Origin of the sequence: Erythrobacter aurantius (assembly GCF_023823125.1) — a bacterium.
Lineage (GTDB): Bacteria > Pseudomonadota > Alphaproteobacteria > Sphingomonadales > Sphingomonadaceae > Erythrobacter > Erythrobacter aurantius.
In genome coordinates this window covers 897,160-922,711 of sequence record NZ_CP090949.1, presented here as the reverse complement: position 1 = coordinate 922,711, position 25,552 = coordinate 897,160, and the positions used below count along the sequence as shown (strand labels likewise).

19 protein-coding genes and 1 pseudogene are annotated in these 25,552 nt (G+C 60.1%); 7 read left to right on the top strand and 13 right to left on the bottom strand.

The window, feature by feature from the left end; genetic code table 11:
• The first annotated feature begins 686 nt into the window (after positions 1–686).
• The 6 genes from L1K66_RS04600 to L1K66_RS04575 all read left to right on the top strand — a co-directional run bounded on the left by L1K66_RS04600 (position 687) and on the right by L1K66_RS04575 (position 9,818).
• Positions 687–2,012: a site-specific DNA-methyltransferase gene (locus tag L1K66_RS04600; protein WP_252259814.1), complete on the top strand. Its 1,326-nt coding sequence runs from the start codon at positions 687–689 to the stop codon at positions 2,010–2,012.
• Positions 2,005–2,985 (top strand): DUF5681 domain-containing protein, encoded by a 981-nt coding sequence (locus tag L1K66_RS04595; RefSeq protein ID WP_252259813.1) that lies wholly within the window; start codon positions 2,005–2,007, stop codon positions 2,983–2,985. Before L1K66_RS04600 ends, L1K66_RS04595 begins: the two co-directional genes overlap by 8 nt.
• A 481-nt stretch (positions 2,986–3,466) precedes the next feature.
• Positions 3,467–3,910, top strand: coding sequence for an Ig-like domain-containing protein (locus tag L1K66_RS04590; RefSeq protein WP_330221254.1), 444 nt, complete (start codon positions 3,467–3,469; stop codon positions 3,908–3,910).
• Positions 3,911–3,963: 53 nt separating this feature from the next.
• Positions 3,964–4,422: a hypothetical protein gene (locus L1K66_RS04585; RefSeq protein ID WP_252259795.1), complete on the top strand. Its 459-nt coding sequence runs from the start codon at positions 3,964–3,966 to the stop codon at positions 4,420–4,422.
• 54 nt (positions 4,423–4,476) lie between these two features.
• Positions 4,477–8,835: an RHS repeat domain-containing protein gene (locus L1K66_RS04580; protein ID WP_252259812.1), complete on the top strand. Its 4,359-nt coding sequence runs from the start codon at positions 4,477–4,479 to the stop codon at positions 8,833–8,835.
• 737 nt (positions 8,836–9,572) lie between these two features.
• Positions 9,573–9,818 carry a hypothetical protein gene (locus L1K66_RS04575; RefSeq protein WP_252259811.1) on the top strand — a complete coding sequence of 82 codons (246 nt, stop codon included), beginning with the start codon at positions 9,573–9,575 and terminating at the stop codon, positions 9,816–9,818.
• A 119-nt stretch (positions 9,819–9,937) separates the two neighbouring features.
• On the opposite strand, the gene L1K66_RS04570 is transcribed toward L1K66_RS04575, so the two are convergent.
• The 9 genes and pseudogenes from L1K66_RS04570 to L1K66_RS04530 form a co-directional block, all read right to left on the bottom strand.
• On the bottom strand, positions 9,938–10,291 hold the full coding sequence (locus L1K66_RS04570; protein WP_252259810.1) for a hypothetical protein: 354 nt from the start codon (positions 10,289–10,291) through the stop codon (positions 9,938–9,940).
• A 143-nt stretch (positions 10,292–10,434) separates the two neighbouring features.
• On the bottom strand, positions 10,435–10,791 hold the full coding sequence (locus tag L1K66_RS04565) for a TrbC/VirB2 family protein (RefSeq protein WP_252259809.1): 357 nt from the start codon (positions 10,789–10,791) through the stop codon (positions 10,435–10,437).
• 18 nt (positions 10,792–10,809) lie between these two features.
• Positions 10,810–11,787 (bottom strand): P-type DNA transfer ATPase VirB11, encoded by a 978-nt coding sequence (gene virB11, locus L1K66_RS04560; protein ID WP_252259808.1) that lies wholly within the window; start codon positions 11,785–11,787, stop codon positions 10,810–10,812.
• A 9-nt stretch (positions 11,788–11,796) separates the two neighbouring features.
• Positions 11,797–12,876 (bottom strand): TrbI/VirB10 family protein, encoded by a 1,080-nt coding sequence (locus L1K66_RS04555; protein WP_252259789.1) that lies wholly within the window; start codon positions 12,874–12,876, stop codon positions 11,797–11,799.
• Positions 12,873–13,571, bottom strand: coding sequence for a TrbG/VirB9 family P-type conjugative transfer protein (locus L1K66_RS04550; protein ID WP_256471512.1), 699 nt, complete (start codon positions 13,569–13,571; stop codon positions 12,873–12,875). Before L1K66_RS04550 ends, L1K66_RS04555 begins: the two co-directional genes overlap by 4 nt.
• A 2-nt stretch (positions 13,572–13,573) precedes the next feature.
• Complete coding sequence (locus L1K66_RS04545; protein WP_252259787.1) at positions 13,574–14,338, bottom strand: virB8 family protein; 765 nt, start codon at positions 14,336–14,338, stop codon at positions 13,574–13,576.
• Positions 14,335–15,525 (bottom strand): type IV secretion system protein, encoded by a 1,191-nt coding sequence (locus L1K66_RS04540; protein ID WP_252259786.1) that lies wholly within the window; start codon positions 15,523–15,525, stop codon positions 14,335–14,337. The genes L1K66_RS04545 and L1K66_RS04540 overlap by 4 nt, the downstream gene beginning before the upstream one ends.
• A pseudogene (locus tag L1K66_RS04535) lies at positions 15,525–17,900 on the bottom strand (VirB4 family type IV secretion/conjugal transfer ATPase). Before L1K66_RS04535 ends, L1K66_RS04540 begins: the two are co-directional and overlap by 1 nt.
• Complete coding sequence (locus L1K66_RS04530) at positions 17,879–18,112, bottom strand: type IV secretion system protein VirB3 (RefSeq protein ID WP_252260590.1); 234 nt, start codon at positions 18,110–18,112, stop codon at positions 17,879–17,881. The pseudogene L1K66_RS04535 and the gene L1K66_RS04530 overlap by 22 nt, the downstream one beginning before the upstream one ends.
• A gap of 166 nt (positions 18,113–18,278) precedes the next feature.
• Here L1K66_RS04530 and L1K66_RS04525 point away from each other — a divergent pair, with 166 nt between their 5' ends.
• On the top strand, positions 18,279–18,644 hold the full coding sequence (locus L1K66_RS04525) for a TrbC/VirB2 family protein (RefSeq protein WP_252259807.1): 366 nt from the start codon (positions 18,279–18,281) through the stop codon (positions 18,642–18,644).
• A gap of 778 nt (positions 18,645–19,422) precedes the next feature.
• On the opposite strand, the gene L1K66_RS04520 is transcribed toward L1K66_RS04525, so the two are convergent.
• Genes L1K66_RS04520 through L1K66_RS04505 form a run of 4 tightly spaced genes read right to left on the bottom strand, consistent with a single transcriptional unit; the run spans position 19,423 to position 25,283 of the window.
• Complete coding sequence (locus tag L1K66_RS04520; RefSeq protein ID WP_252259806.1) at positions 19,423–19,860, bottom strand: hypothetical protein; 438 nt, start codon at positions 19,858–19,860, stop codon at positions 19,423–19,425.
• Entirely contained in the window at positions 19,850–24,205 is a 4,356-nt protein-coding gene (locus L1K66_RS04515; RefSeq protein WP_252259805.1) for an RHS repeat domain-containing protein, read from the bottom strand. The genes L1K66_RS04520 and L1K66_RS04515 overlap by 11 nt, the downstream gene beginning before the upstream one ends.
• Positions 24,206–24,237: 32 nt before the next feature.
• Positions 24,238–24,645, bottom strand: coding sequence for a hypothetical protein (locus tag L1K66_RS04510; protein ID WP_252259804.1), 408 nt, complete (start codon positions 24,643–24,645; stop codon positions 24,238–24,240).
• A gap of 20 nt (positions 24,646–24,665) precedes the next feature.
• On the bottom strand, positions 24,666–25,283 hold the full coding sequence (locus L1K66_RS04505; protein ID WP_252259803.1) for an Ig-like domain-containing protein: 618 nt from the start codon (positions 25,281–25,283) through the stop codon (positions 24,666–24,668).
• Positions 25,284–25,552: the final 269 nt, after the last annotated feature.

Genomic DNA, 25,552 nt, shown 5'->3' with positions numbered 1-25,552 from the left:
CGCGCGGCTGATGGCCACGCCGATCCCGCTGGCTTGGGCCGAACAGCGGCACGAGCTCGGCTTCTCCTGAACATCTCCACCTGCAGTCAGAATTTTCCGACCTGAGACGGCTGGCGAAATCTGCGCCGAGGCTGTTCGAGAAAGGCCAGTCTCTGCCTGCACTTCCTTACGACACAAAGAGAGAAGGCCGCGGAACCGCGCCACTCGTGGCTCCAGTTTCGCGGCCTTGCGTATCTTTGCAGATCACTCAGGACTGTTTGGTGCGCGACACAGTCTGAAGCGAACCCTGCTCTTCCCTGTTTTTCTCTGAATTCCCTGTTTTTCGTGAATATTCTGACGGAATTGGGTCCCCTGAAGGGCCGTTTGTGCGCACATCCACCTGAAAACACGGTGGAAGCCGCGTCCCACATGCATTGCGACCTGCCCTTAAGAACAGGGAATTCATTCGCCCATAACAGGGAATTCGCGCAGCGAATGACGTGCTGATGTCCTGCTCGCGCGGGATTCAACTCCTCGGCATTCCGGGAACGCACGGTGAACATTTCCACAGATGTCCACATAAAAAAGGTCGCTGGGACTGATATCGGAAGGGAGTAAACGGCATATTCGGAGCTCACCACAAAGAGGACTGAACCAGTGACTGAGACTTACTTCGACAAATCAGTTGCAAACTATGGAGAAGTCCCATGGAAAGTACCGGAAGCCGGTTTGCGCAAGCGATTGCCCAACAACCGATAGCAACGCTAACCCCGTCCCCGCGAAACGCGCGCACCCATTCCCGCAAGCAGATAAGGCAGATTGCCGACAGCATCGAACGGTTCGGGTTCACGAACCCGGTGCTGGTCGATGACGACAACCTGATTATTGCCGGCCATGGCCGGGTCGAGGCAGCACGGCTGCTGGGCCTTACCAGCGTACCCACCATCACACTCTCGCACATGAGCCCGGCAGAGCAACGGGCCTATATGCTCGCGGACAACAAGCTTGCCCTCAATGCGGGCTGGGATCCCGAGATCCTTGCGATCGAGATGCAGGAGCTGATCGATCTTGATTTCGATATCGGGCTTACCGGGTTCAGCCTTGCCGAGATCGACCTGACACTTGAAGCTGCGCGCGAGGCAAGGCTGGACGCGCGCGATGCAGCCGAGGACCGGATCCCCGAGCCTGCAGCAATACCGGTATCGCAGCGCGGCGACATCTGGCTGCTGGGAGAGCATCGGCTGATCTGCGGCGATGCGCGTGATCCGGCCGATATCGGGGCGTTGATGGACGGGGCAAGCGCCGATCTGGTGTTCACCGACCCGCCCTATAATGTGAAAATCGATGGACATGTGTGTGGCAAGGGCGGGATCAGGCACCGCGAGTTTGCCTTTGCCAGCGGCGAGATGAGCGAGGACGAGTTCACACGCTTCCTCGAAGTGACACTTGGCAATGCCGCCAGCGTCATGCGTAACGGGGCGATTGCCTTTGTCTGCATGGACTGGCGCCACATGCGCGAGCTGCTTGTCGCAGGAGACAAGGTATTCACCGATCTCAGGAACCTTGTGGTCTGGAACAAGACCAATGGCGGCATGGGCACCTTCTATCGCTCGAAGCACGAGCTGATCTTCGTGTTCAAGCATGGCACCGCAGAACACACCAACACCTTCGGGCTCGGTGACACGGGGCGCTACCGCACCAACGTCTGGGACCACGCGGGGATCTCATCGATCAGCGGCACCCGGGCAGAGGAACTGGCGATGCACCCCACGGTCAAGCCGGTTGCGCTGGTGGCCGATGCGATCCTCGACTGCTCGCGCCGCGGCGAGATCGTGCTCGATTGTTTCGGGGGCTCGGGTTCGACACTGATTGCGGCGCAGAAAACCGGACGCAGGGCACGCCTTGTCGAATACGATCCACTCTATTGCGACACCATCGTCCGCCGGTGGGAGGCATACACCGGACGCAGTGCCACCAACATGACCAGCGGCAAGGCTTTTGCGGTTCTCGAGGAGGAGCAGGCTCATGGCTGATCGTGCTGATGACGAGCGCACTGGTTACAAGCGCCCGCCCCGGCATGGGCAGTTCCGCAAGGGTCAGTCGGGAAATCCCGGAGGACGTCCAAAGAGAAAAACGGTGGAACAGGATCGGATGCCCGATCCCGAGCGCGAATCCGACGCAGTTCTTCGCAAGCTTCTGAGCAGGCGCCACGTGGTCATTGAGGGTGGGCAGAAGATCGAAATGACCATGCTTGAGATCCTTCGTCACAAGCAGATCAAGCTGGCGGCCGAAGGAAACCCGCATGCACTGCGCGAGATCCATCGTGATGTCGAAAGGAGCGAGGCTCGGATGGAGGCAAGGGAGCGAGCCATGGCTGAGATTGAAGCCTCTTCTGCCAGGGAGAAAGCTGAGGAGGAGATGCGGATTTTCCGCTTCTTGCGGAGCCTCCGGCAGGAGCAGGCCCGCAAATGGAAAGCGGCCCTCGCGCAGGGACGTGAGGAGCCTGATGAACCCTGGCCGCACCCTGACGACATCATCCTCAGCAAGGACGGCAAGCGATACATTGTGCGCGGCCCGCTGGATGCTGAAGACGTGCCCCGATGGGAAGAACTGCGACGCATCCGAGACTATTTCATCGCCGAGATGGCGCTTGCCATCAGCACCGACGCTCCTGCGCTGGTGTGGAAGCTTTGGCTCGGCCTGATGGCACTCATCGACCGCGATCTGCCGGCGCGCTGGCAAGTGTCGCATGACCTGAACGCGGCGAGCGGCCCACTGATGATGATGCGGCTGCCGCGCCTCGAGGCCATCGTGTCTGGCGAACGCGATTGGTTTGAGCGGACATTTGAAGCCCCGACAATGCGCTCCAAACAGCAGTATCGCAGCGCGAACATGTTGTTCGGGCCTGCGCTCCGTCTGCTTGGCTACCGTTCGCTCAAGCACTTCGAGCGCGTCTGCGAGGATACCGGCGGCGAGCCTGTGCTGCCGCGATTGCGGAGCGGGTAGCGCGGGCGAATCGCAGCCGAGAGATTTTGGTGATTCGGGATATTTGTCCGATTTGCCCAAGATGTTGGTGCGTCCGGTGGTGCAGATCCGCTCAAATCTGCGTTCAGGCGCACCTTCATTTTTTCTGTAGGGCAACTTGCCCGATACCGCAGAAAACCGGGACCCGTTGGTTCGAAATAGATAGACCTCCAATTCACTCGCTTGACAATCGATCTCAGAAAAATCCCTATTAGTTGAGAACGATTAGGTCAAAAAGCCTTGTCACTTTTTGTCGAAACAGTGCTGAAGGGAACAGGTCTTGTATCGCAACCGGCTTTTTCATTCGATCAGTCTGGGCACGCTTGCTCTGTCTCTGCATTCTGCTGTTCAGGCACAATCAGAAACCGAGGTATTTGATTATGATGCCCTTGGAAGACTGATCACTACCGAGGTCAGTGGCGGTGCCAATAATGGGGACACCCGGACTGTCTGCTATGATGCTATGGGTAACCGAACCGGGATGATGACCCGGAACGATGGGTCAGTCCCAGCCTGTTCAAGTGGATCGCCTCCGCCTCCTCCCCCGCCTCCACCTCCGCCTCCGCCGCCGCCTCCTCCTCCGCCGCCGCCTTCAAATAATCCTCCGAATGCAGTGAACGATTCTGTCAGCGGGACCTGCTACGCATCGCAATTCGTGAACGTTACTGCGAACGACAGCGACCCGGATGGCGACACCCCCCTGACCGTTGTTTCGGTGGTCAAGAATTCGGGCGGTGGGACAGCTACCGTGTTCAGCGGATCAATAGTCGAAGTCTATTTCGGCCCAGCGTTCGACATCTCCTCGTTCACTTACGTGCTGAGCGATCCTTCAGGAGCAACAGACGCGGCATTACTGACTGTCTCGACAGCGATGTGCGGCGGCGGGGGCGGGCCACCCCCACTCTAGTGAGCAGCGCCGGCGAACATCCCGACAACCTGCGTCCTTCTCGAGGAGCACAAATGAAGACCTTTCATACAACGAAGATCAGTTCCGCATTCATGTGCGCGGTGCTCTTGGCGCCAGCTGCAACGTGGGCACAATCCGGTAGTCAGGACGAAGCTCGAGGGAAGGCCGAAGTACAGCCAGTATGCCTCGCCCGGTCAGCAGATAATGATGGGTTGGCAGCACAAGGCCCACAGGGAACGACCTCCCGGATCGTAGTGATGCCGCGCTCGGTTCGCGGCCTCGAGGCCAAGGGTTTTGAGCAGGTCGATTGCGAGGGCGCCGGGCTGAGCAATCGAGGCCAGATCATGCGGTTCCGCAACAGGATGTGCACCCTTGCGGCGACAGGCAACGAGGCCGTGCAGAACCAGCTTGAACGCGCCCTTGGCGAGCGACCGGCAGCGCTATGCGCAAACGCGGAGCTCCTTGCCGGTGAGTGGCGGCGCGAGACCGACAGGGAACCGTTGAGGGAATAACCCGACGCGGCAGTTCGACAGGTCAGGCAAGAGTTTTTCAGTCAGAGGTCCGCCATGAAGTCCAGGCATCTTTTTCTTTCTACCGCAGCAGCAGTTGCCCCGGCAATGCTTGTGGCAACTCCGGTCGCTGCGCAAAGCATAACAATTGATGATCCGGGCATCCGCTCGCCGGTTGATGAGCACGGTGTCGACATGAGCACCGGCCAAGTGGTGATCCCTGCGTCGAGCGTCTCGATTGGCGGCGCGAACGGTCTGGCTCATGTCAGAACCCGTGTAGCCAACGGGTGGCGTCACAACTACATGATTTCTGCCGAAATCACTTCAGGTGCTCCGACGGCTGCGGTCAACATTGGTGGCAGCCGTATGACCTTCAATCTGGTCGGCGGGACCTATGTCTCCGCACAGGGCACTGGCGAAACAATCGCCACCAATTTTACGACCGGAACGCACATCCTGACCATGCGCGACGGCACCGAAATTGAATTCAGGGAGTCCTACGTAGCCAATGGCGAAAGCTATTACGGGGCCGTTGATGCGCTCGCAGAAACAATCACCCGTCCTGATGGCCACAAGACGACACTCCATTACGTCAATGACTCATACACGCTCTTTTCGAACACCATTCACGTGGTCCGTCTGCAGTCTGTAACCAACAGTCTGGGATATCAGCTTCGGTACCGATACGCACAAGCCACATCGCCGAGTGCATCCACGGTGGACGACTGGTATCGCTTCACCAAGGTGACTGCGATCAACAATGCAGTTGACGACTGCAATCCGGTCCAGATTGCCGAGTGCAGTTTCTCCGAGGATTGGCCATCTCTGGGGTTCGTCCCCGCAATCGATAGTGGAGGACAGCAGACCGAGATCGTCACAGACGTTCTCGCACGCCAGACTGTGTTCCGGTTTGACTCCTCGGATCGCCTTACGGGGATCAAGCGTCCCGAGGATACCGCGGCATCCAACGACTACAGCGTGGTGTACAACTACGGCACTGACGACCGAGTGTCCTCAGTAGTCCATCAGGGCACTTATACCCGTACTTACACATGGGATGTTCTCGCTGGACATCTCACATCGAATTCGAACGATTCTTTGGGCAGATTTCGTGCCACAGCGACCGATATGAACCAGCAGAACGTCACTTACGTTAACAATGCGTATAACGAAGTTACCCTGTTTGAGTATGACACGAGTGGCAGGCTTGAGGCAGTTCAGGCTCCTGAGGGCAACCGGGTAGAGTATACCTATGACTCCCGCGGAAACCTGACGCAGACTACGCTGATCGACAAGTCGAACGTTGCGGCCAACAATATCGTCACGAGCACGGCCTATCCGGCGAATTGCTCCAATCCTGTAACCTGCAACCTGCCCACCAGCACGACCGACCCGAACGGGAATGTCACCAACTACACCTGGGATGCGACATACGGTGTACTTACCCGCGTCGAGGCTCCCGCCCCCAATCCGGGCGACCCCAGACCAAGAACCGACATTACCTACGCGAATTATCGGGCCAAGTTCTACAATCCCTCAGGGGTTCTGGTCGATGGTGACTACATCCGCGTGCCGACCGGGACAACACAATGCCGCATCGCCAACGCCTGCACTGGCAATGCCAACGAATTCAAGACGCTTTTCTACTACACCAACACCGGAGCACACAATCTCCAGGTGCGTCAGGCACGGCGCCAGGCAGGAAACTCCACACATGTCATGACCACCCAGTTCACCTATAATGAACTCGGAAACGTCGCGACTGTTGATGGCCCGCTTGGTGGCACCGGTGACACCACCACCTATCACTATGATGCCGCTGGTCAGATCGTCGGGATGATATCGCCCGATCCGGACGGGGCAGGCGCGCTGCAACGGCTTGCAACACGGCTGACCTACAACAAGGACGGCCAGATAACCCTCACCGAAAACGGCTATACAACAGGACCCACAGAAGCGAATCTGGCGGCGATGACGGTCGATACGGTCGTCGAGAACACCTTCGATGCCTTTGGCCGGCCTGAGACGGCCTCCCAGATTTCAGTCGATGGAAATACCCGCTATTCGCTGGTGCAATATGGGTATGACAATGCGGGTCGTCCAGACTGCACAGCGCTGCGCATGAACGTCACCAGCACCTCGACGATACTGCCTGCCAGCGCGTGCGATGCCATGACCGCGACCTCGGGTTTCGAGGACCGGATCACTCGCCGCATCTATGATGCGGCTGACCGCGTAACGCAGGTCAGATCGGCTGTCGACACCAGCATCGAGCAGGTCAGCGCAGAGATGTCCTACAACCCCAATGGTACGCTTGCCTGGGTCGAGGATGCCGAGGACAACCGCACGACCTATTTCTACGATGGGCATGACCGTCAGTGGAAGACCCATTTCCCGAGCCCGACGACCCCCGGTGTCTCGCTATCCTCGGACCGCGTGGAACTGACCTTCGACGATGCCGGCAATGTCCTGACACAGCGCACCCGGGCTGGTGAGACCTTCAGCTTCACCTATGACAAGCTCAATCGTCTGACGCATATGGACGTCCCGACCCGTTCCGGGCTTGCTTCAACCTACACTCGCGACGTCTACTACGATTATGACCTGCTCGGTGGCCTTGTCGAGGCGCGGTTTGACAATGGAAACTTCGGGACTTCCGGGGATCGGGTCACGTTCAGTCTCGATGCCCATGGGCGCCCTGCATCGACCTCCCAGATCATGGGCGGTGCCACGCGGACCTTGTCCTATCTCTATGACAGCGCGGGACGGCGAACGAGGGTTACCCATCCTGACGGTGCTTACTGGACCTATCTTTACGACACTCTCGGCAGAAACACCTCGATCAGGGATGACAGCAACATCACCCTTGTCACCAACGCGTTCAGCAACAGCGGCCGCCTGGCAAGCACGGCTCGCGCCAGCAGCGCTCCTGATGAGACCTATACCTACGATGCGGCGGGTCGGTATCTCAGCACGTTCACCGACCACCCCAGCAGCAGCTATGATGTTACCCGCCAGTATACGCTGAATGCAGCCGCACAGGCGACGAGCGAGCAGGTCAGCAACCAGCTCTATGTGTGGGACAACCAGCCTGCGGCCAGCACGGATGTCGATTACACGCCCGACGGCCTCAACCGCTATGCCAGCGTCGACAGCACCGCATTCACCTATGACGCAAACAGCAACCTTACCTCGGACGGGGTGACGACCTATACCTACAACACCCGGAACCAGCTCTCGGTGGTCCAGGGATCAGGAACAACCACCCTGCAATATGACCCGCTCGGCAGGCTTTACCAGATCTATGACTTCAGCAGCGGTACGATCGAGCGGCTGCTGTATGACGGGAACGATCTGATCGCGGAATACAACAGCGCTGGCACCATGCTTGACCGCTATGTCCACGGTGTGTCAGGCGGCGATGATCCGGCGATTGCCTATCCGGGCTCCAATGCCGATCACACTGCCGCCGAGTATCTCTACGCCGACAGGCTTGGGTCGATTGTGGCCAGCTTCAACCGGAGCGGCGGGGTGGAGACAATCAATGCCTATGACGAGTTCGGCATGCCCGGCTCTGCGGGCGGGGCGCAGAACAGCGGCAGGTTCCGCTACACCGGGCAGATCTTTATTCCCGAAATCGGCTTGTATCACTACAAGGCGCGTGCATACTCACCGGGGCTCGGGCGGTTCATGCAGACCGACCCGATCGGGTATGGCGATGGGCTCAATATGTATGCCTACGTTAGGAATAATCCTGCGAACTTTGTGGATCCGATGGGGCTCCAAGAAGAACTTCCTGATTGCCAACCAGGAGAACCAGGATGTATTCGGGTGGAAGCGGCACGTGCGGACAGACAGTGGGCTTGGCGTATGCTGCAACAAAATGGTGGTGGCGCTGCCGTCCTATACGATCCACTCGGCGGTCTTTCAGAGATCCTCGCGCTCGCTGGCGGTGCATCCTCGAATTCGCAGAGCAGACGGAGAGGTGGCTCACCTGGAAGGCCGCAAAGGGTAATCTTAGACGAAAGTTGCAGTGGCATTCCGGCGCTTGCTGATCCACGGGTGCAAGCTCAAGCCCTGAACCTTATTACATTGCAGGCCAGTAATGATAACAGGGAGTTTGGCTTCTACTCTGCTCCAGGAAAATTGTTACGCCTTTACACCAGATACGTTGGGACGCCTTTCTCATCACCTGGAGAGGGTCCCGGTGTAATCAGGGCCAGAGACGTCAGCGCGAATTACTTCGGCGAAGGGTGGACCACCGAAGCGCCCGACCTCTTTATCCACTCTCACCTTAATCGGGGTGTAGGAAACCAACCTGAAGATGGAGACTTCAGGAACGCGGGAATATTAGGCCTGACAGTCGCGGCCATACAGCCCAATGGCCGCATTACATGCACACGAGGAAATCAATGATGCGCACGTTGCCAAGACGCTTGCCGTGGATGTTAAGCGGAGTTCTTCTTATCGTCTTAGCCGCAATATTTTTTTGGCAATCTTCCTTATTGAGTCAATGCAACGCCCGACTCGGTTTGGCGCTCGATTTTCAGGCAAGTCAGATTGACGATTTGAGTTCAATAGAGGCCGATGCGCTGTCAAGGTGGGCAACGAAGAATAACGTAAATATGGAGCGTGCGCTCGTTGGGCGCAGAGCGTTTTCTGCGTCTAAGGGCGACGAGGTGTGTGTTGTTCTCGCGCTAGAGCCGGGTGCTTTCGGCACTAGCCCAATTTATTGTTATGATCGACGAGGCAACCTTGTTTCGGAATATTCTGAAGTCGAATAGAAGCCGCAAAGGGTTGCGGATCAAATCCGCAAGGATATTTGCGGAGTGGGTCAAGCAGTCGAAACAATAGGAGGCTACGGCTCGGATGCAGGCGTAGCGGCTACCGTTGCGGGATTGGTCTACCCGCCGGTCGCAGGAGGGGCAGCCGTCTTTACCGAGTTGAGCGGCATCACTGAAGCGGGAGGGCAGCTGGTTCAAGACCTGACTCAAGGCGATGTTCGTGCTGGCCTTGCACGGGTCGTCTATGGGATTTTTGGCGGCAAGGTCGCTAGTGCGGTCGGTCGCGCGAATGCGGTTACGGGGACCGCCCTGCTTCTCTGGGATGCAGGCAACATCGGATACTGCACTTATCAGAAGAGCGGCGACTAGATGCAAGAAAGCGACGAAATTGTCGAGTTCATCCGCGCGGAGGTTGCCGGATGCAAGGCTATGGAACCCGACGCGGTCGATATTGACAAGCCGGTTGTCGAGGACATCGGACTCATTGGAGACGACGTCACCGAAATCGATTATCTGCTTTGCAAACGATACGGAGTTAAAACACAGAACTCCGATTATGTGAGACGGATGAGCATCCGAGACTGGGCAAATGTAATCGCGCGGAAAATTGCTTGAGATCGCTAGCGTCTGGTCTGACGCCTTTTTCGATCGTCCCGTTGACCTCGACTTCATCACTGGACCGCCATCGCGCGATGAGGGAAGCGTTAGGGCACACACTAGCCGCGGCGCCGCGGCTATCCCACCGCTACCTCCACCTCACGCCTTGCCTCATCGATGGCTCCGATCTGCGCGCCGTCACGTAGGCTTAGCGCTTCGGTGAGCCTGGCGCGGCTATCGGTGTAGAGCGCGACCACGTCCTTGGCCCTGCTGATGGCGACATAGACCGCAGGCGCATCGACGGTGTTGGCGCGGAAGCTCTCCAGGTGCGCCATGACCCGATCGGCGGTAGCGCCCTGGGCTGAATGGATGGTGCGGACCCATCCGGGCCGGATTTGCCGATCGGCGAGGCGTGAGAGGTCGACGGCTTCGTGCTTGCCATTCTCGCGCTCGATCGTGATGCCGCCCCGCTGCGCATCGATCCCGACCACGCTGGCGATATCGCCGTTGCATCTCGTTGAAGTAGTGTGGCAAATCGTTTTGGGCGAAAGTGAGCCGCCAGTGAGTGGAGCGGCGTTGCGCCGATCCGTTGGCCAGCGCGATCAGCTGGCTGCGGCGCTGGACTTTGTGCAGTCTACTCGCCGCGGTTCACAGAAGCTCGCGAATACGGACTATCTTCCGACGGCGGCAACTCCTCTCGAGGCTGCGTTTTCGCGCGGTCGAACGCAACTTGCACAGGCTGCCTGAGTTCGCCAGCGCTATCCATCAGCGCCGCGGCAATCGTGGAAGCCCCGAACAGCACAAAGCAGCCCAGAATTACCCGAAAACTTCCGGCCATCCGAACGCGTCCAGTCAGCATCATGAACCCGGCTATCGCCACCGCCACAATCGCCAGCGCGGTCGCGATTTCGCCAAGCACCAGCGCTTCCACCCAATCGATTGACGTGCCAATCCCGGACTCCGCTTGCGTCTCGAACAGACTGCCGCGCATATTGCCGACGACTCCCCTTTACCCCGCCACCAGCACCTGGCTCACCCGGCGGGTGCCGCTGCGGCGTTCAAGCTGCACGAATACGTCGACGCTCTCGCGCACATAGTGCCGCACATCATCGCGACTGAGCTTCGATCCCGCTTGCAGCACCAGCAGAGCAAGCTGCTCGATGGCTCTCGCGGGCGTGTCGGCGTGGATGGTGGTCATCGATCCGGGATGCCCGGTGTTGACCGCGCGCAGGAAGGTGAACGCCTCTACCCCGCGCAATTCGCCAAGGATGATGCGGTCAGGTCGCATGCGCAGCGCTGCGATCAGCAGGTCCTCAGCCGTGATGCGCGCCTCGCTCAGCTCCCCGCGCGCAGCGAGCAGGCCCACGGCATTGGGATGGGCGAGGTGGAGCTCGACGGTATCCTCGATCAGGACAAGCCGCTCACCCTGCGGCACCTCGGCAAGCAGCGCGTTGAGGAAAGTGGTCTTGCCCGTCGAGGTGCCGCCCGAGATGAGGATGTTGCGCCGTGCGATCACGGCCTCACGCAGCACGGCCGCCGCCTCGCGCCCTGCGAGCGCGCGGAACTGTCGCTCGGTCGTGATCTGCACCTCGCCTGCGGCCGCCTCATCAAACGCGCCTGCATCCTCCCAGTCCGCGAGCGAGAGATCTGCCGATACATGCTTGCGCAAGGCAAAGGCATAGCCTTCGCGGGTGGCGGGCGGCGCGGCGATCTGTACGCGCGAGCCATCGGGCAGGGTGGCGGCAAGCAGCGGCTGTGCGCGGCTGATCCCTTGCGAGGAATAGGCCGCGATCTGCCGGGCAAGCCGTTCGAGCAGCTTGAGGTCAAGTCCGGGTTCCTCGATCCGCTCGATCCCGCCGCCTGTACTCTCGGTCCAGACCTCGCCGGGGCGGTTGATCCAGATGTCGGTGACATCCTTGCGCCCCAGCACGGGGGCGAGCGGTGCAAGGAAGCTGTCGAGGTAGTATCCGGCTTGAGTGGTGGTCACAGCATCACCTCAACGATCCACACTCGAGAAGTCGAGATCGCGTGCCACAAATACCGAGACGCTGGTGCCATGGCGGACCTTGAGGGTGGGCTGGACGGCGTCAGGCTGGCGCACCTGCACATTCTGGGTGCTGCCGGGCAGCGCGACGATCACTCCGTTGCTGGCCTCGTTGACGGCAACGCCCACCCCGATATCGAGCACCGATTGCAGGAGGGCTCCGCCAAAGCGCTGCAGGAACTTGGTATCGACCCGCCCGCGGATCCCGGCGCGGCCCAGCGGATCGGAGGACGGGGAATCGAGCGCGATGGTCACTCCGTCCGGGCGGATCAGCCGGGTCCACTGGACCAGCGCGCGGTTCTGCCCGGCCTGGAGGTTGGCCTCATATTCACCGTAGAGACGGCTTCCGCGCGGGATCAGCACCCGCGTCCCGTCAAAGCTGGATACATCGCGCTGGACCAGCGCGCGCACGCCGCCTGCCCGCGTGGAATCGAGCGCGGTCTCAAGCACGGCCTGGATGACGGTGCCCTGCGGGATGGTGCGCGAGGGATTGGCAAGGCGAGAGGCAAGCACCCGCTCCGGGCTTTCGCCCCGCGCTGCGCCCGATGCAGCCGCAGGCGCTCTTGCACCGGAAGTGGCACTGGCATCGAACACGACCCGCGGCGCGGCGTCCTCTGGCGCTGCCGTCAGTTGCCGCGAAGCCGGATCAGCGAGACGGGGTACCGGAGGGAGCTGCGCAAAGGCCGGGGCTATCGGCTGAAGCAGCGCGGGCGCAAGCCGCTGGGGTGCAGCCGCGGGAGCTGCGGGAGCCTGTGGCTCGGATTCCTCATCGGCGCCTGAGGTATTGCTGAAGCGCTCCGGCATGCGCAGAGCGGGCGGCGAGGCAATGAGCGCGCGGCCATCATCCTGCGGCGCGAACACCGCCGGCACCTCGGCACTCTCTTCCGATGCGCTCAGTGCGCTGTAGAGCATGAACCCACCCAGAAGCAGCACGATGCCAAACACCCAGACGCCCCACTCTCCACGCGCTCCGGTGGCAATGACCGGGCGGATATCACCGGCAAGGCTGTTGCTGGCAGCGTCCGTGCTCATTGTGCGCCCTCCTCGCGCCGGCCGCGCCTTGCAGTAGCCTTCTCGCGGTCGATCCGGAACACCAGTTCCTCATGAACCCGGTCGATGACGAAGGTATCGCCGCGCATGTAGCCATCAACCACCTCCTCATCTCCCGTCGGACCGATCGCGAAGACCGCCGGCAGCGCCTGCCCCGGGGCATAGGTGATCACGGTCTTCTCGCCATTGTCGCGCACCGACAAGGGTCTCACCTCGCGGTCTCCGCGCAGGCGGTAGGACCAGGCGAGCCCGGTGACAGCCTCGGCGTCCTCGCTCTCCTCAGCCTCCACGATCGAGGGGCCGTATTCGAGGCGGACAAGATAGGCTGCCATCAGACCCTGTCCGGTCTCGAGGCTGAACTCATAGGTTCGCCTGCCGGTTTCAACGAGAAGGCTGGCTGGCGCGGCCCCTGCCTCGGGGGTTACCTGAAAGCTATCTGCCTCGGCCGAGACCGCAACATCCCATGCCCGGCTTCCGCTGAGTGTCGCGCGGCGGATGGTCTCACCCGGTTCAAGCATGACGGTGAGCGTGGTCTGCGGCATGGCAGTGAGCACGATCGCCCCGCCTTCCTGCCATTGCACGCTCTGGATCCTTGGGGTCTCGGAACCCGGGGTCGGGAACACCTGCGCCGAGACCGGCAACGAGAATGCAAGTGCAAGGCCCAGGACCGCGCACATTCTCATGGCTGCCCCCCACCCTCGTCCTGCGAGGGAAGCCTGACACCGTTGACGATCCCCTCCTCTGGCAGGGTCTCGGCGTCACGGCGGTAGCCGGTCACCTGGAACCCCAGCGGGTTCACATAACGGTCAGCCTCGCTCATCGCAGCGCCCGAGAAGGTGTAGCTGATGATCGCAACCCAGTACTGCTCAGGCTGCGCGCGCCCGTTCCTGTCGATCTGAACGGTGGTAAAACGCACCATCGAACGCCCCTCAGCGAGGCCTGAGACGCTCCTTACCTCAGTGCGTATGACGCCGCCGCGCGGCATGAAGGCAAGCGGCGAGGAAGGACTGCCTGCATCCATCTCCCGTCGGTAGCGCTCGCCTGTCGGTCCATCGGACCACAACGAGACCCGGCGATAGTCATCCTGCAGCGTATCCATGGTGAAACTCTCACGCGCGATCACATACTGGACCAGCAGCGAACGGGTGAGCGCGGCATCGGGCGCAATAACCTGCGCATCAAGCGGTGCGAGCGTCTCGACATTGCCGGTCTGGCGGTCGACCAGCAGCGTGTAGGGTTCAACGGTTTTGAGCGGCACGAGAAACACCAGCGCCAGCGCTTCCAGCAGCGCGATGATCGCGGCGATGATGGCAACCAGCCATGCGCGCCGGTTCGAGCGTTCGAGGTCCTCTGTCACGCTTGTCGCCCAGCTCGCGGCGACCGGCAGATCGCGAAAATCATCGTCAGAAGCATCAGCCAGATCGATATCGGGCTTGGCATTCATGAGCGGCTCTCCCGCATGCGGGCAGAGCGCGAGGCCCTGAGCCCTGCGCGGCGATAGGAACTGCCAAGGCGCGGACCGGATGAATGTGCCGACTCCCCGGGCTGGCCAGAGCCCCCGCCGGTATCACCGGTGCGGGTGATCCTTCCGCTGGTGATCAGCCGCTCGCGGCGCAGGCTGCTCTCGACGGCGCTGCTGATCCGTTCGGCACGCAGGATCTGCGCCTCGACTGTCGGCTGCCGATAGTCCTCGCGTAGCTGAACGGTATTCCATGGCCGCCACTCTGCAGGCAGCTCGGGCAAGGTCAGCCAACCGCGATAAAAGACGATCCGGGCCATCAGCCACAGCATGGCGAGTTGCACGATTGTGAAGGCCAGCGTGATCGCAAGCAGTTCGGTGGGGGCAGCAGGGGCCGCATAGCCAAGGCCCCTCACCTGCAGTGCATCAGCCAGCAAGGGTTCAAGGATCGCAAGCTCGACCGCCAGCACGATCGTTGCCCCGATCGATCCTGCAAAGGTGAACACAAGGCCCTTCAGCCAGCCAGCAAAGATGCCGCGCGACTGGGTAAAGAACCACAGGCCTGCCACTACGGGCGCAAGCGCGAGCAGCAGACCTGCCCCGATCCTCAATAGGCCAAGCGTGCCGATAATCCCGGACAGCCAGAGCACGCGCGCAGTCCCGAAACCTGTGTCATCCTCGATCGCTGCTGAACGAAAGCTGCTGCCAGCACCCTCACCCTCGATCAGGGCTGCGGCATTGCGTCCCGAACCGATGGCAGTGAGCGAGACGAGCGCATTGTCAGCCTGCTGCAACCGCTCGGCAAAGCCGGCAGAGCTTCCATTGCCGCTGCCTGTCTGGATCGCGTTCGCAATCTCAGCGGGCCCCTTGAGCGTTGTATCATAGACCACCGTGCGAAAACCAGGCCAGGAAAAGGCGAGCGTCAGCACGATCCCGATCTTTATGACATCAAACACCGCATCGCGCGGGCCCGGTCCCGGGCCGAACATCAGCCTTATGCCGAAGAAGGCGATGAACAGGGTCAGCAGGCCTGCAACAAGCAGCGAGGCCGGTGACCCGGGCTCGCCCAGCGCCTGGTAGCCATAGCTGCCGATGATCTGCGCCTGACAGTCGATATGTGCGAGACTGCGCGACAGGAACTGCTCACCGGTCATGATCGCCGGGCACGCCATCACGCCGCCTCCTCGATGAGGCGGTGGAGCCAGTTGGCAGGATCAGGTCCGGTCTGGGTGACCAGCCTGTCAAACAACCGCACCGTGCTCTCGCGGCCCGAGAGAATGGTGAGCAGCTCGCTTTCACCGGACAGGTCCAGTCTCGCAACCACGCTGTCGCGGCCATGCTTGATCAGGAAACAGTGCGAGCTGTCAGGCAGCGTGCGGATGAGATCGAACTCGTGGCGGCTGAGCCCGAAGCCATTGATATAGTCCTCGGCGCGCGCTCTGGGGTTGATCATGAATATCTGGGTGGCGGCCTGCTCGATGATTGCGCTTGCAATCTTGCTCTCGAGTGCATCGGACGCGCTCTGGGTCGCAAAGCCGACCACGCCGTTCCTCTTGCGGATGGTCTTCTCCCAGTCCTTTATGCGGCGCACAAAGACATCGTCATCAAGCGCCTTCCAGCCCTCATCGATGACGATGATCGACGGGGACCCGTCGAGCCGCTCCTCGACCCGCTGGAAGAAATAGAACATGGCAGGGGTGCGGGCCACCGGATCATCGAGGATTGCGGTCATGTCGAACCCGACCGTATCGGCACCAGGATCGGTGAGATCGCGTTCATTGTCGAACAGCCATGCGCGCTCGCCCTCACCCCACTAGGGCCGCAGGCGGGCATAGAGATCGTCCGGCTCGGGCCGCGCCGAGCCGCGAAACAGCTCGACCAGATGGCGCAGGCGACGGCGATGCCGGGGCTGGGCAAAGCTGGTGTCCAGCGCATCGCGAACCTGATCAAGCTCGGCGGTGCTTGCACCTCCTGCCAGGAGCGCAACCCAGTCGATCAGGAACTGGCGGTTTGCAGGCGTATCCTCGAGCTGGAGCGGGTTGAGGCCGGAAGGAGCGCCGGGATCAAGACGGTCATATCGCCCGCCGATCGCGCGAATGAAGAGTTCGGCGCCGCGGTCCTTGTCGAAGAAGATGATGCGTGGGGCAAAGCGGCGAGCCTGCGCCAGCAGGAAATTGAGCACCACGGTCTTGCCCGAACCCGAAGGGCCGATGACGGTGAAGTTGCCAAGATCACTCTGATGGAAATTGAAGAAATAGGGCCCGGCAGCCGTGGTCTCGAACAGGGTAACCGCCTCGCCCCAGTGATTGCCCTGCGCGCGTCCGACCGGGAAGTTGTGCAGGCTCGCAAGCCCTGCAAAATTGGTGGTCGAGACAAGCCCCCGCCGGCCGATATAACGGAAGTTACCCGGAAACTGCGCCCAGAAAGCGGGCTCGAGCGCGATGTCCTCGCGCACCGCATTGATCCCCAGATCGGCCAGCAGCGCGATCACCTCGGCGACCTGCCCCTCAAGCCGTGCCAGATCATCGGCATGGACCGCGATCGTGGTGTGATGCTCGCCGAACCCGGCGCGCCCGGCAGCCACTTCATCCTTCGCCTCGGCGAGTTCTCCGCGCAGCGAGATCGCCTCGTCCTCGACCGCCTGCATCCGCCGCAGCGCAAGGTTCATTCGGCCCAGCGCCGCTGCCCGCTCGACGAAGGCGAAGCTCTGGGTGACATGGAGCTCGAAGGGCAGGCGGTAGAGCTCGTCGAACATCCCGGGAAAGGTAGCCCCCGGATAGTCCTTGACCGATACCAATGCGACGAACCGGCGCGGCAGGTCGCCTGTCGGCCCCAGCTCGACACAGTCCTGACCAAAGCTCACCCGCCGCGCCGGTATGAAATGACCCAGATCACCATGCGGAAGCGCCACGGGACGCATGTCGGCGTTGAACAGGCAGGAGAGGAACTCGAGCGGTTCCGAGCGTCTGCCGCCTGGCGCATCATAGAGGCTGAGGACGCGCGGGTCATAGGCGCCAAGCGATGCGACCAGAGCCTCCCTTGCACGGTCCAGCGCGTGCTTCTCGGCAGCGATCAGACTGGCGTTGCGCCTTGAGGTATTCGCAAACCAGCCACGCAGCCGATCGGCCATGCCGATCCTGCCCTGCAGCGGCCTGCGGATTATGGTCACGAACAGCTCGTTGACGAACAGCTGCCTGCCTTCAAGCTTCGCCTGCCAGCGCTCATCCAGCCTTGCCGAGAAGTCATCAGCGGTAACCGGAGAAAGCGCAGCATCAGCTCGCCTGCGGACGACATGATGGTAGATCGCAAAACGCGAGGAACCCAAGGAGCGCAGCATCGCATCGCGAAGCGTCGAACGGTAATTGAGCTCGCCCGTATCCGCGGTCTCGAACAGCAGGCCGCCAAGCCGGATCGTCTGCATCAACAGCCCGTCGCGGGTCTGCACCGTCACCTCATCGATGTGCCGTGCATAGGGCAGGTGAACGCCAGCAGGCGCTTCATTGGCGATCACCTTGGGATCACGCGTCAGGGGCGGTAGGAATTGCAATTCCAGATCCTGTGGTTCTTTACCCGCGGGCAGTTGCGCACCCGCGTCAGCCAGAGATCGAAGATGCGCGGCTCATGAAGGCAGGCGATCATCCCGATCGCGTGCACTCCCAGCGCAATCAGCAGCACCCACCACGCACCAAAGATCAGGAACAGCTCAAGCGAAAGGATCGCATTGATCACGAAGAACGTAAGAGTGACACCGGCAAACATCTGCGGCCGCGTCAGCGCCACAAATAATGTGTCCCGTTTCAATTCTTCAGACAAATCGAATCTCGCGAAGCCCTAGTCTGCAACTCTGGATTATCATTAGAAAAAAGCAAGAGAGAAGGGTAGGAACACTCAAAGCCGATCCGAAAGCGCAGGGAAGCGGTTACGCATGGTAATCTCAATCCAGTCAACGCTGCTTGAACCTGATGGAAGCGCCACCACAGATGCCGTGCGCTGGATTGAGGGGTTGCTCCTGGGCGAGGTCGCGCTGGCGCTGTGCGTGATTTCGGTGGCGTTGATCGGGGTGATGATGCTGGGCGGGCGTTTGCCGGTGCGCGATGGGCTGCGGGTGGTGCTGGGATGCGCCGTGCTGCTGGGTGCGCCGGTGATAGCTTCGGGGTTTGTGGCAGGGACCAGCGAGTTCCGGGCCGCGCCGGTGCAGCCGCCGCTGCCTGCGCAAGCAGCATCGCCGCGCGATCCGCTGCCTCCGGCTGATCATGATCCCTACGCAGGCGCCTCTTTGCGGCGGGAGTAGCGCACGGCCCGGGGGAGGAAGAGCGTGCGGATGCTGATGCAGGTGCGGTTGCGACGGGCGCGGCTTTGCCAGAGCGCGGGCCGTGCCCGGTATTGCCTCCCGAGTCGCCCTCCGCATCCTCCGCCTTACTGACCAGCCAAAGCCAACAGGGCGGAAGAGGTGGAAACACGGTCCAGAGGAAAAAGCCGCGTTCTGTCACCCTTGGGGGCGCAGAGTGTTACCTTTGAGCGCGAAGTGTCACCCGGATCGGCGGGAGTGTCACCTTTGAGCGGCAAAGTGTCACGATAGCCGCACCCGAAGTGTCGCCTTTCGCGGACGAAAGTGTCACCCGAAAGCCTACACGCAGCGGGTGGATTGGGGACGGGATGAAGGGCGACCATGCCCCCGTTCGTAGCGCCGGGAGGCAGTGTAGGACAGCGGCGGGTGGTGCAGCGGCGCAGTGCTTCGTTCAGGTGGACCCTATGATGGATGGCAGAGCTTTGCGGGCTGAAGACGCCTTCGACCGGTGATCATCGGGGTCAAAGTAGCACAGTCGAGGTGCGCAATATTCGCCAGCAATCGCAACGGCTTGGAACGCCACCGGACCACTCTGTGCCGCAGATTCCACACCGGGTCACAACCGGCACAGAAGATGCGCACCGCCAAAATTAGCCGTTACTCGCTGATCTAACTCACCTTCATCAACAGCAGGCGCTGTGTACGGTGTGCGCCCTAAGGCGTCCCAAATTGCTAGAGGCGATCCGGTGAGTAGGCGGGGTCGCTCCTTAGTACTCCAAACTCAATTCGAAACCCGCAATTTGCTTGTATCGACACGCAACCGATTGCTTGAGACCGTCGATTCACCAAGATAGGTTGATCCCCGAAGCTCTACACAAGCACTCTTGTAGGACTGGAAAATACGCGACGGAATGGTTGCGCTCAGTTTGATGTTCTTCTTCGGAGGGGGGTCAAAAGTGAGAGGTATTTTCCCATCAATCAGTGGGGGAGCTGGATATTGCGTCCCTGTGCCTTGACAGTCAAAAATGTAGATATGGTAATAGATTTTATCGGTATACAAACCCCGCAATACATTATCGTCTAAATCAATAATAATTTCCGTTTCTTCTTCGCCTGATGAAAATGCAAAAGCTCTTTCAACTTCTATTTTCGAATGGCATGCGCAAAGGCTAGCGATCGCGCCAAGCGTCAATAGAGAAGGAAATATTCTATTCTTCATAAGATTCGTCAATTGTCGGCTTAAGACTTTGCATCATGCCTTCAAAGTTGCCATGGTTTGCAGTTGTTTCAATTGTGTTAGCCCCGGTCGTGTCTGTCTTGCCAAGAGTACGTTCGCCAAATGCACGAACGCCGTCGCTAAAATCACGTGAGATTTGCGGCGGTTCCGCATCGACATTCGTCCACGTTCCCGTATTTGCTAAAACCTTTTCGTTGTTAGCCCCGGTACTCCCGACTGGGTCAACTGTCATTAAGTTCGTAATCGCGACACCGTTATCGTCTGCCGCTCTAATCGCTTCACGTCCTCCGATTGAGTGAGCAATTACGTTTAGAGGCTCTCCGTCCTTTAACGGCTCTGATATTGCATCTCTAAGTGCCGAACCTTCATAATGTTGCACGTACCTAATGTCACGATCCGGAAATCTTTCCTTTTGCCTATCAACGTAACGTCTTACAGCGCGGTCCAGTAGGCCCCCTACATAAACATCTCTCTTTCCGGTCGGGTCATTTCGATTCACCGGATCCTGTCCGACATACCCATAGAGGTTGACGTTATCCTCATACCCGATGGGATCGGTCTGCATGAACCTGCCGAGGGCGGGGGAGTAGATGCGGGCCTTGTAGTAATACATGCCCAGCTCTGACAGCCACACTTGCCCGGTGTATTGAAACCGCCCTTCGTTGCCCGCGCCGGGCTGACCATACTCATCGTATGTGTTGATCACCCGGCTCGCGGCGGAGTCGTAGCGATCCGAGCTGTAGACGATCGATCCGCGCGCATCGTTCTGCAGGAAGCGGGCGTTGTTGATGCTGATGCTGGCTCCGTTGTAGCTCACCAGCGGATCATCAACGCCGGCAGCAGGACCATGGGCATGCCGCGCCAGAACCGTACCCGAAGCGTTGAACTCCGCCACCAGCGCATCGCCATCATGCAGGAACACCCGCGCACCCTGGCTCACCCCGTTCACATAGTCCGTAACCTGATACAGCCGGCCCATGGGATCATAGCGCAGCTCGGCCTTGATCTGCCCGGAGTACGACAGCGAGGTACAAACCGAGTTGGTCTGCGCGCGCATCTCCACCAGACGGTTCTCGACATCGTAGAGATAGACATACTGGCCATCGGCGGTGAGATTGCCGTTGGGATCATGGCAATAGGCCTGACCCGACACGGCGGTGTACTGGTTCAGCCCGTTGGTGGTGTAGCCGCGATTGACCGGCTGATACCCGTCCCAGCTGAAGCTGTCGTTGCTCTGGCTCTCGGTCCTGATCTGGTTTGCAGCGTTGCGGGTGAAGGACCAGGTCACGTCATAACTTGTGCCCGGTGCGTTGATCATGGTCGAGGCCATCCGCCCGATCGGATCATAGGTCCATGACTGATCCGGCGCGCTGGAATAGCGTATGGCGCTCGAGAGCTCGCCATCGGTGTTGTAGTTGTAGTCGACCAGCGTCAGGTTGGATGGGTCACGCAGCTGGTTGAACTGTCCGCCCGAGCTGTAGGTGTAGCTGAACAGCGCATTGTCCCATGTGTGGCGCACCGAGGTGCGATTGCTGCCCGCATCATAGGTGTAGTTCAGCGTGCGTCCGGCGGCGATCCCGGTGTTGTCGGTGGTCGAGGTGACCCGGCCATAGCGATCATAGACCGAGGTCGAGCCGGGCCCGGTGTCGCTCCCGAACCGCGCCCATAGCTGCAGGCCGCGGATGTCGTACTGGTAGAACACATCGCGCGTGTGGATCGACGACAGTCCGCTGCGTTCGGGCACGGTCTTGCGGATCATGCGGTTGAGGTTGTCGTACTGATAGGTCAGCACCGTACCGTCACGCTTGCGCAGCGAGGTGCGGTTGCCATTGGCGTCATAGCCGTAGAGCTCATAGTCATTGGGGTTGATCGCGCCGGTCTGGTTTGGCTGGGGGAAGTACCAGTGCGACTGGCGATCAAACCCGTCATAGAGCATCGAGGCCTTGTAGCCGCGTGCATCCGTCATGCTTGCCATCTGGCCGTTGGGGGTGAAGCTGTAGGTGGCGTAATCCCGCACCAGCGGCGTTCCCACACCCTGCTCGATCCGCACGACCCGGCTTTCGCTGTCATAATGCTGGCGGGTGATGCGGTCGGGCCCGTCGCTGCCCACGGTCCCCGGCGTGCAGGCGTCGCCCGGCAGGCTGGACAGGTTCATGCGAACAGCGGTGCAGGTGTTGCGGTTAAGAGTGTCATAGCTCATCTGCGTGACCGCATAGGTCGTGCTGCCGTTCGACACGGTGGTCCGGGTCGCAAGGCGGCGCGAGTTGTATTGCGTATCGGTATCGCTGATCAGCGTCAGCACAGGCTCGGTCAGCGGATAGGTAGCGGTGGTGTTGCCCGCCACGGTTCCGGTCCGGACCTCGGTGGCCTGATCATCGGCATCGCGATAGGTCGTGCGGGTGGCCGGGCGGCGCCCGTTCTCCCCCTTCGGTCCAATCTCCCAGATCTGCCGGCCAAGCGTATCGTAGCGCGCGTAGGTCGCATCATCGCTGCCCGGCAACGGCCCGTCAGCCGACAGACGGCGACCGGCGTTGTCATAAGTGTAGGTCGTGGTCAGCGGGGCAGTCCCGACACCATCGGTGACGGTTTCAGTAAGGGGCAATTGTGTGCCCTTGAAATAGGTGAAGGTCCTGACGAAAGCGCTCGCTGTGCCACAGGTAAGCTCGTTGCCATTGATGTCGGTCTCACACACCTCCTCCTTGAGCAAACGGGGGGCGCATCGGGGATCCCCGGGCAAACTAAGCTGGAGGAAGGAAGGGCAGGTCTCGCCATTGATCGGGCTTGTGCCTGACCATGTATTGATCACCTTGCGCCGCCGGTTGGTCTCATCCGGCGGATCAAGTTGGGTGACGGGCAGACCCCAGGCATTCCAGGTGAACTCGGTGCGATTACCCTTGCCATCCTCTATCCACTCGGGCTGGTAGCAATCAAACCCGAGGACGCCGCATCCTGCAGAAGCATGGTGAGCAGTCTGGGTAATGGGCTGCAAGGAAGAAGAGGGTTTGGGTGTATCAGTCCGGGAAACGAGGTTCCCGCGTATATCATAGTCGACCGACACCGAGTTGCCTTCTGGGTAAATGGCACCCCGCAAACGCTGACCTGCTGTATACAGATAGGTGGTCGTGTTTCCGAGCTTGTCCGTTACCGATTCAATCCGGCGCCGCGGAGGATCAAACTGCCCGGTGGTTGCCGGGAGGTTCGTTACATCGATGAACGTGCTGTTCCCCAGTGGGTCTGTGATCGTCAGATCAAGGATCGGTCGGAATGCCACGGGTTGGCCATTCATTTGGGACCAGCTGTTGTCGGGTGTCGAGGTGTAGGTGTAGGTTACACCATCAGCTGTCACAGTGCGTGTGTTGCTGCTCTGTTGACGGAATGTCTCGAAGGCATACCCGGCCTCCCCGGGTAGCCGAAGCCTGCTCCCCTTGTCCTCAGGTCGGGTGGGGTAAATGCTCGGCATGCAAACGCAGTGCCACACGCGCCCGGCAATATCGGTAACCGTGTTTGCAGCAAATGTGTGCGAAGCGAGAACGATCCCGGGGTTGATCGCTTCGATTATCTCCGCCTTCTGCAAAAACCCCCAATTGCTGTCGGTTCCATTCGAATGATAGGTAAACCTCAGCTGATACCCCGAGGTGCTCGTGACAAGCACAGGGCGGTGCCGCTCAATTCCGCCGATGAACTTCTTTTCGTACTGGATCTCAAGGTCGCTGCCCCCGGGGTTTGTGATCTCTTTCGCGAGGAACTGCTTGACAGGCTGAGGCAAGGTCCCACTTGCTTGCCCGGTTTCCTCGATGAAGTACATCGTCCTGCCACTGTCACCCTGACGGTAGAACACTCCGCCAAGTCCAAGGACGTCGCCAGGTTGGGGCAGATTGGGTTCGGTCTCGGGAGGAGGGCAGGCCGGATTCTCGCCGCACTGAGGCGGAGGCGAGTTGGGCGAATTGAACCCTCCTTCAGCGTTGAAGAGCATGCCGCCCGTGCCATTTGATGCATAGCATTCCTCGCCGATGCATTGGGCAAAGACATCCGACGCTATCCCGCCAGCATTCACAGTGTAAATATTGGGATCGTACTCGGTCGCAGCATCCCCGGTTACAATCTGGAGGAGTGGAATAAAATCTCCAAGATTGCGGAAATTCAGTTCCGGCGCAGCAGGAATTGACAGCACAGGCATCTGGGGAGTGCTGACATTGTTGCTTACCAGATCTATGCCATTGGGATCCTGATAGACATCGATCGGATCTATCTCCTGCGCGGATAGCGCCGACACTGGCATCATGGCGAGCACCGCAAGCACCCCGGCCCTGACCTTAGAAACCATCATTCGCGTCCCTCGAAAAGCTTCATTCATTTCAATCAGGTTCCTGAGCGGAATTGCCATTGCGCAATCACCACCTCGGCCATGCCGCATAGGACACCAGGCCGCTCGCCATAGAGCTTTTCGAAAGTGACGAGCTGTTCCTCTCGATAGGTCGAGGCCATGTGGCAAACGCCGTCACGATAGGCATCGCGCTGAGCGGCTGTTTCAAAACTCTGCCGGCAAGGCTGCCGCTCATAGCCCTTGGCGCGCATTGCCGGGGCAGAGCGAAGAGGCACGATAATATCGAGAGAGGAGCCGTCGCTACCGGCGCGCACCATACAGACTGCACCTGCGAGCAAGTCATCGGGCGTTTCCTGAGCGGCAACCGGGTCCGACGGAATGATTGCAAGCAAGGTTGCGGCAAATGCGACCAGTTTGGTCCCGAGACTGGCGTTTGTCTGCATCAGTAATCTCCTGGCCTCGATCAGAACGGAAGCCCGCCACCACCACACGAGGTGGTCGACACACTCAATTGTCCTGTCGCGGAGGCCCCCTGCGAGTCCTGGACGGTGTAGGTGAACAACGAAAAGTCGCCGGCAGAGAACGCGAAAATCACCTCCACAAGACTCCCCGTCATGATGGTCGCGCTCGCTCCGCCCTGGTTCTTGACGATGTTTGTGAGTGTCAGAGGGTAGTGCCCTTCGGGATCGGTATCGTTGGCCGTCAGGTTGGCGAACACAACTCCGGAGCAAGACCCCGATACGAAGTCGGAGGTTGGGTTTGGCGGATTGTTGGCCGGCGGCGGCGGAGGCGGCGGCGGAGGGGGAGGCGGAGGTGGTGGAGGTGGCGGCGGCGGAGGTGCAGAGCCGCTGCACTCAACGCTCCCGCTGCTGTTGTTGGCAAGGTACTGCGTCCTGTTGTCAGCCTTGTCGTAACAGATCGACTGCGTCTCACCGTTGTTCTGACCGCCGGTTGTGACGACCTTGATAAGGCGCCCGAGCGCATCATAGGTGTAGGTCTCCGTGCTCGATTGCGCATGCGCCACCGAGGCACAGGAAAGAGCAGCTAGGGAGGTACTCGCGAGAAACAGGATACGGTGCATGAACAGCAGGTGCCTTTTGCAGCAAGTTCCCGTCAGGACTGCAAAATATCCAAGCAATATCAATGACAATATTCAGCCGTCCCGTGGGCTGTGATTTGTTGTTTCCCGGTTTTCTGCGGCATCGGGCAACTTGCCCTACAGAAAAAATGAAGGTGCGCCTGAACGCAGATTTGAGCGGATCTGCACCCCCGGACGCACCAACATCTTGGGCAAATCGGACAAATATCCCGAATCGCCACAATCTCCCGGCTGCGATTCGCCCGCGCTAC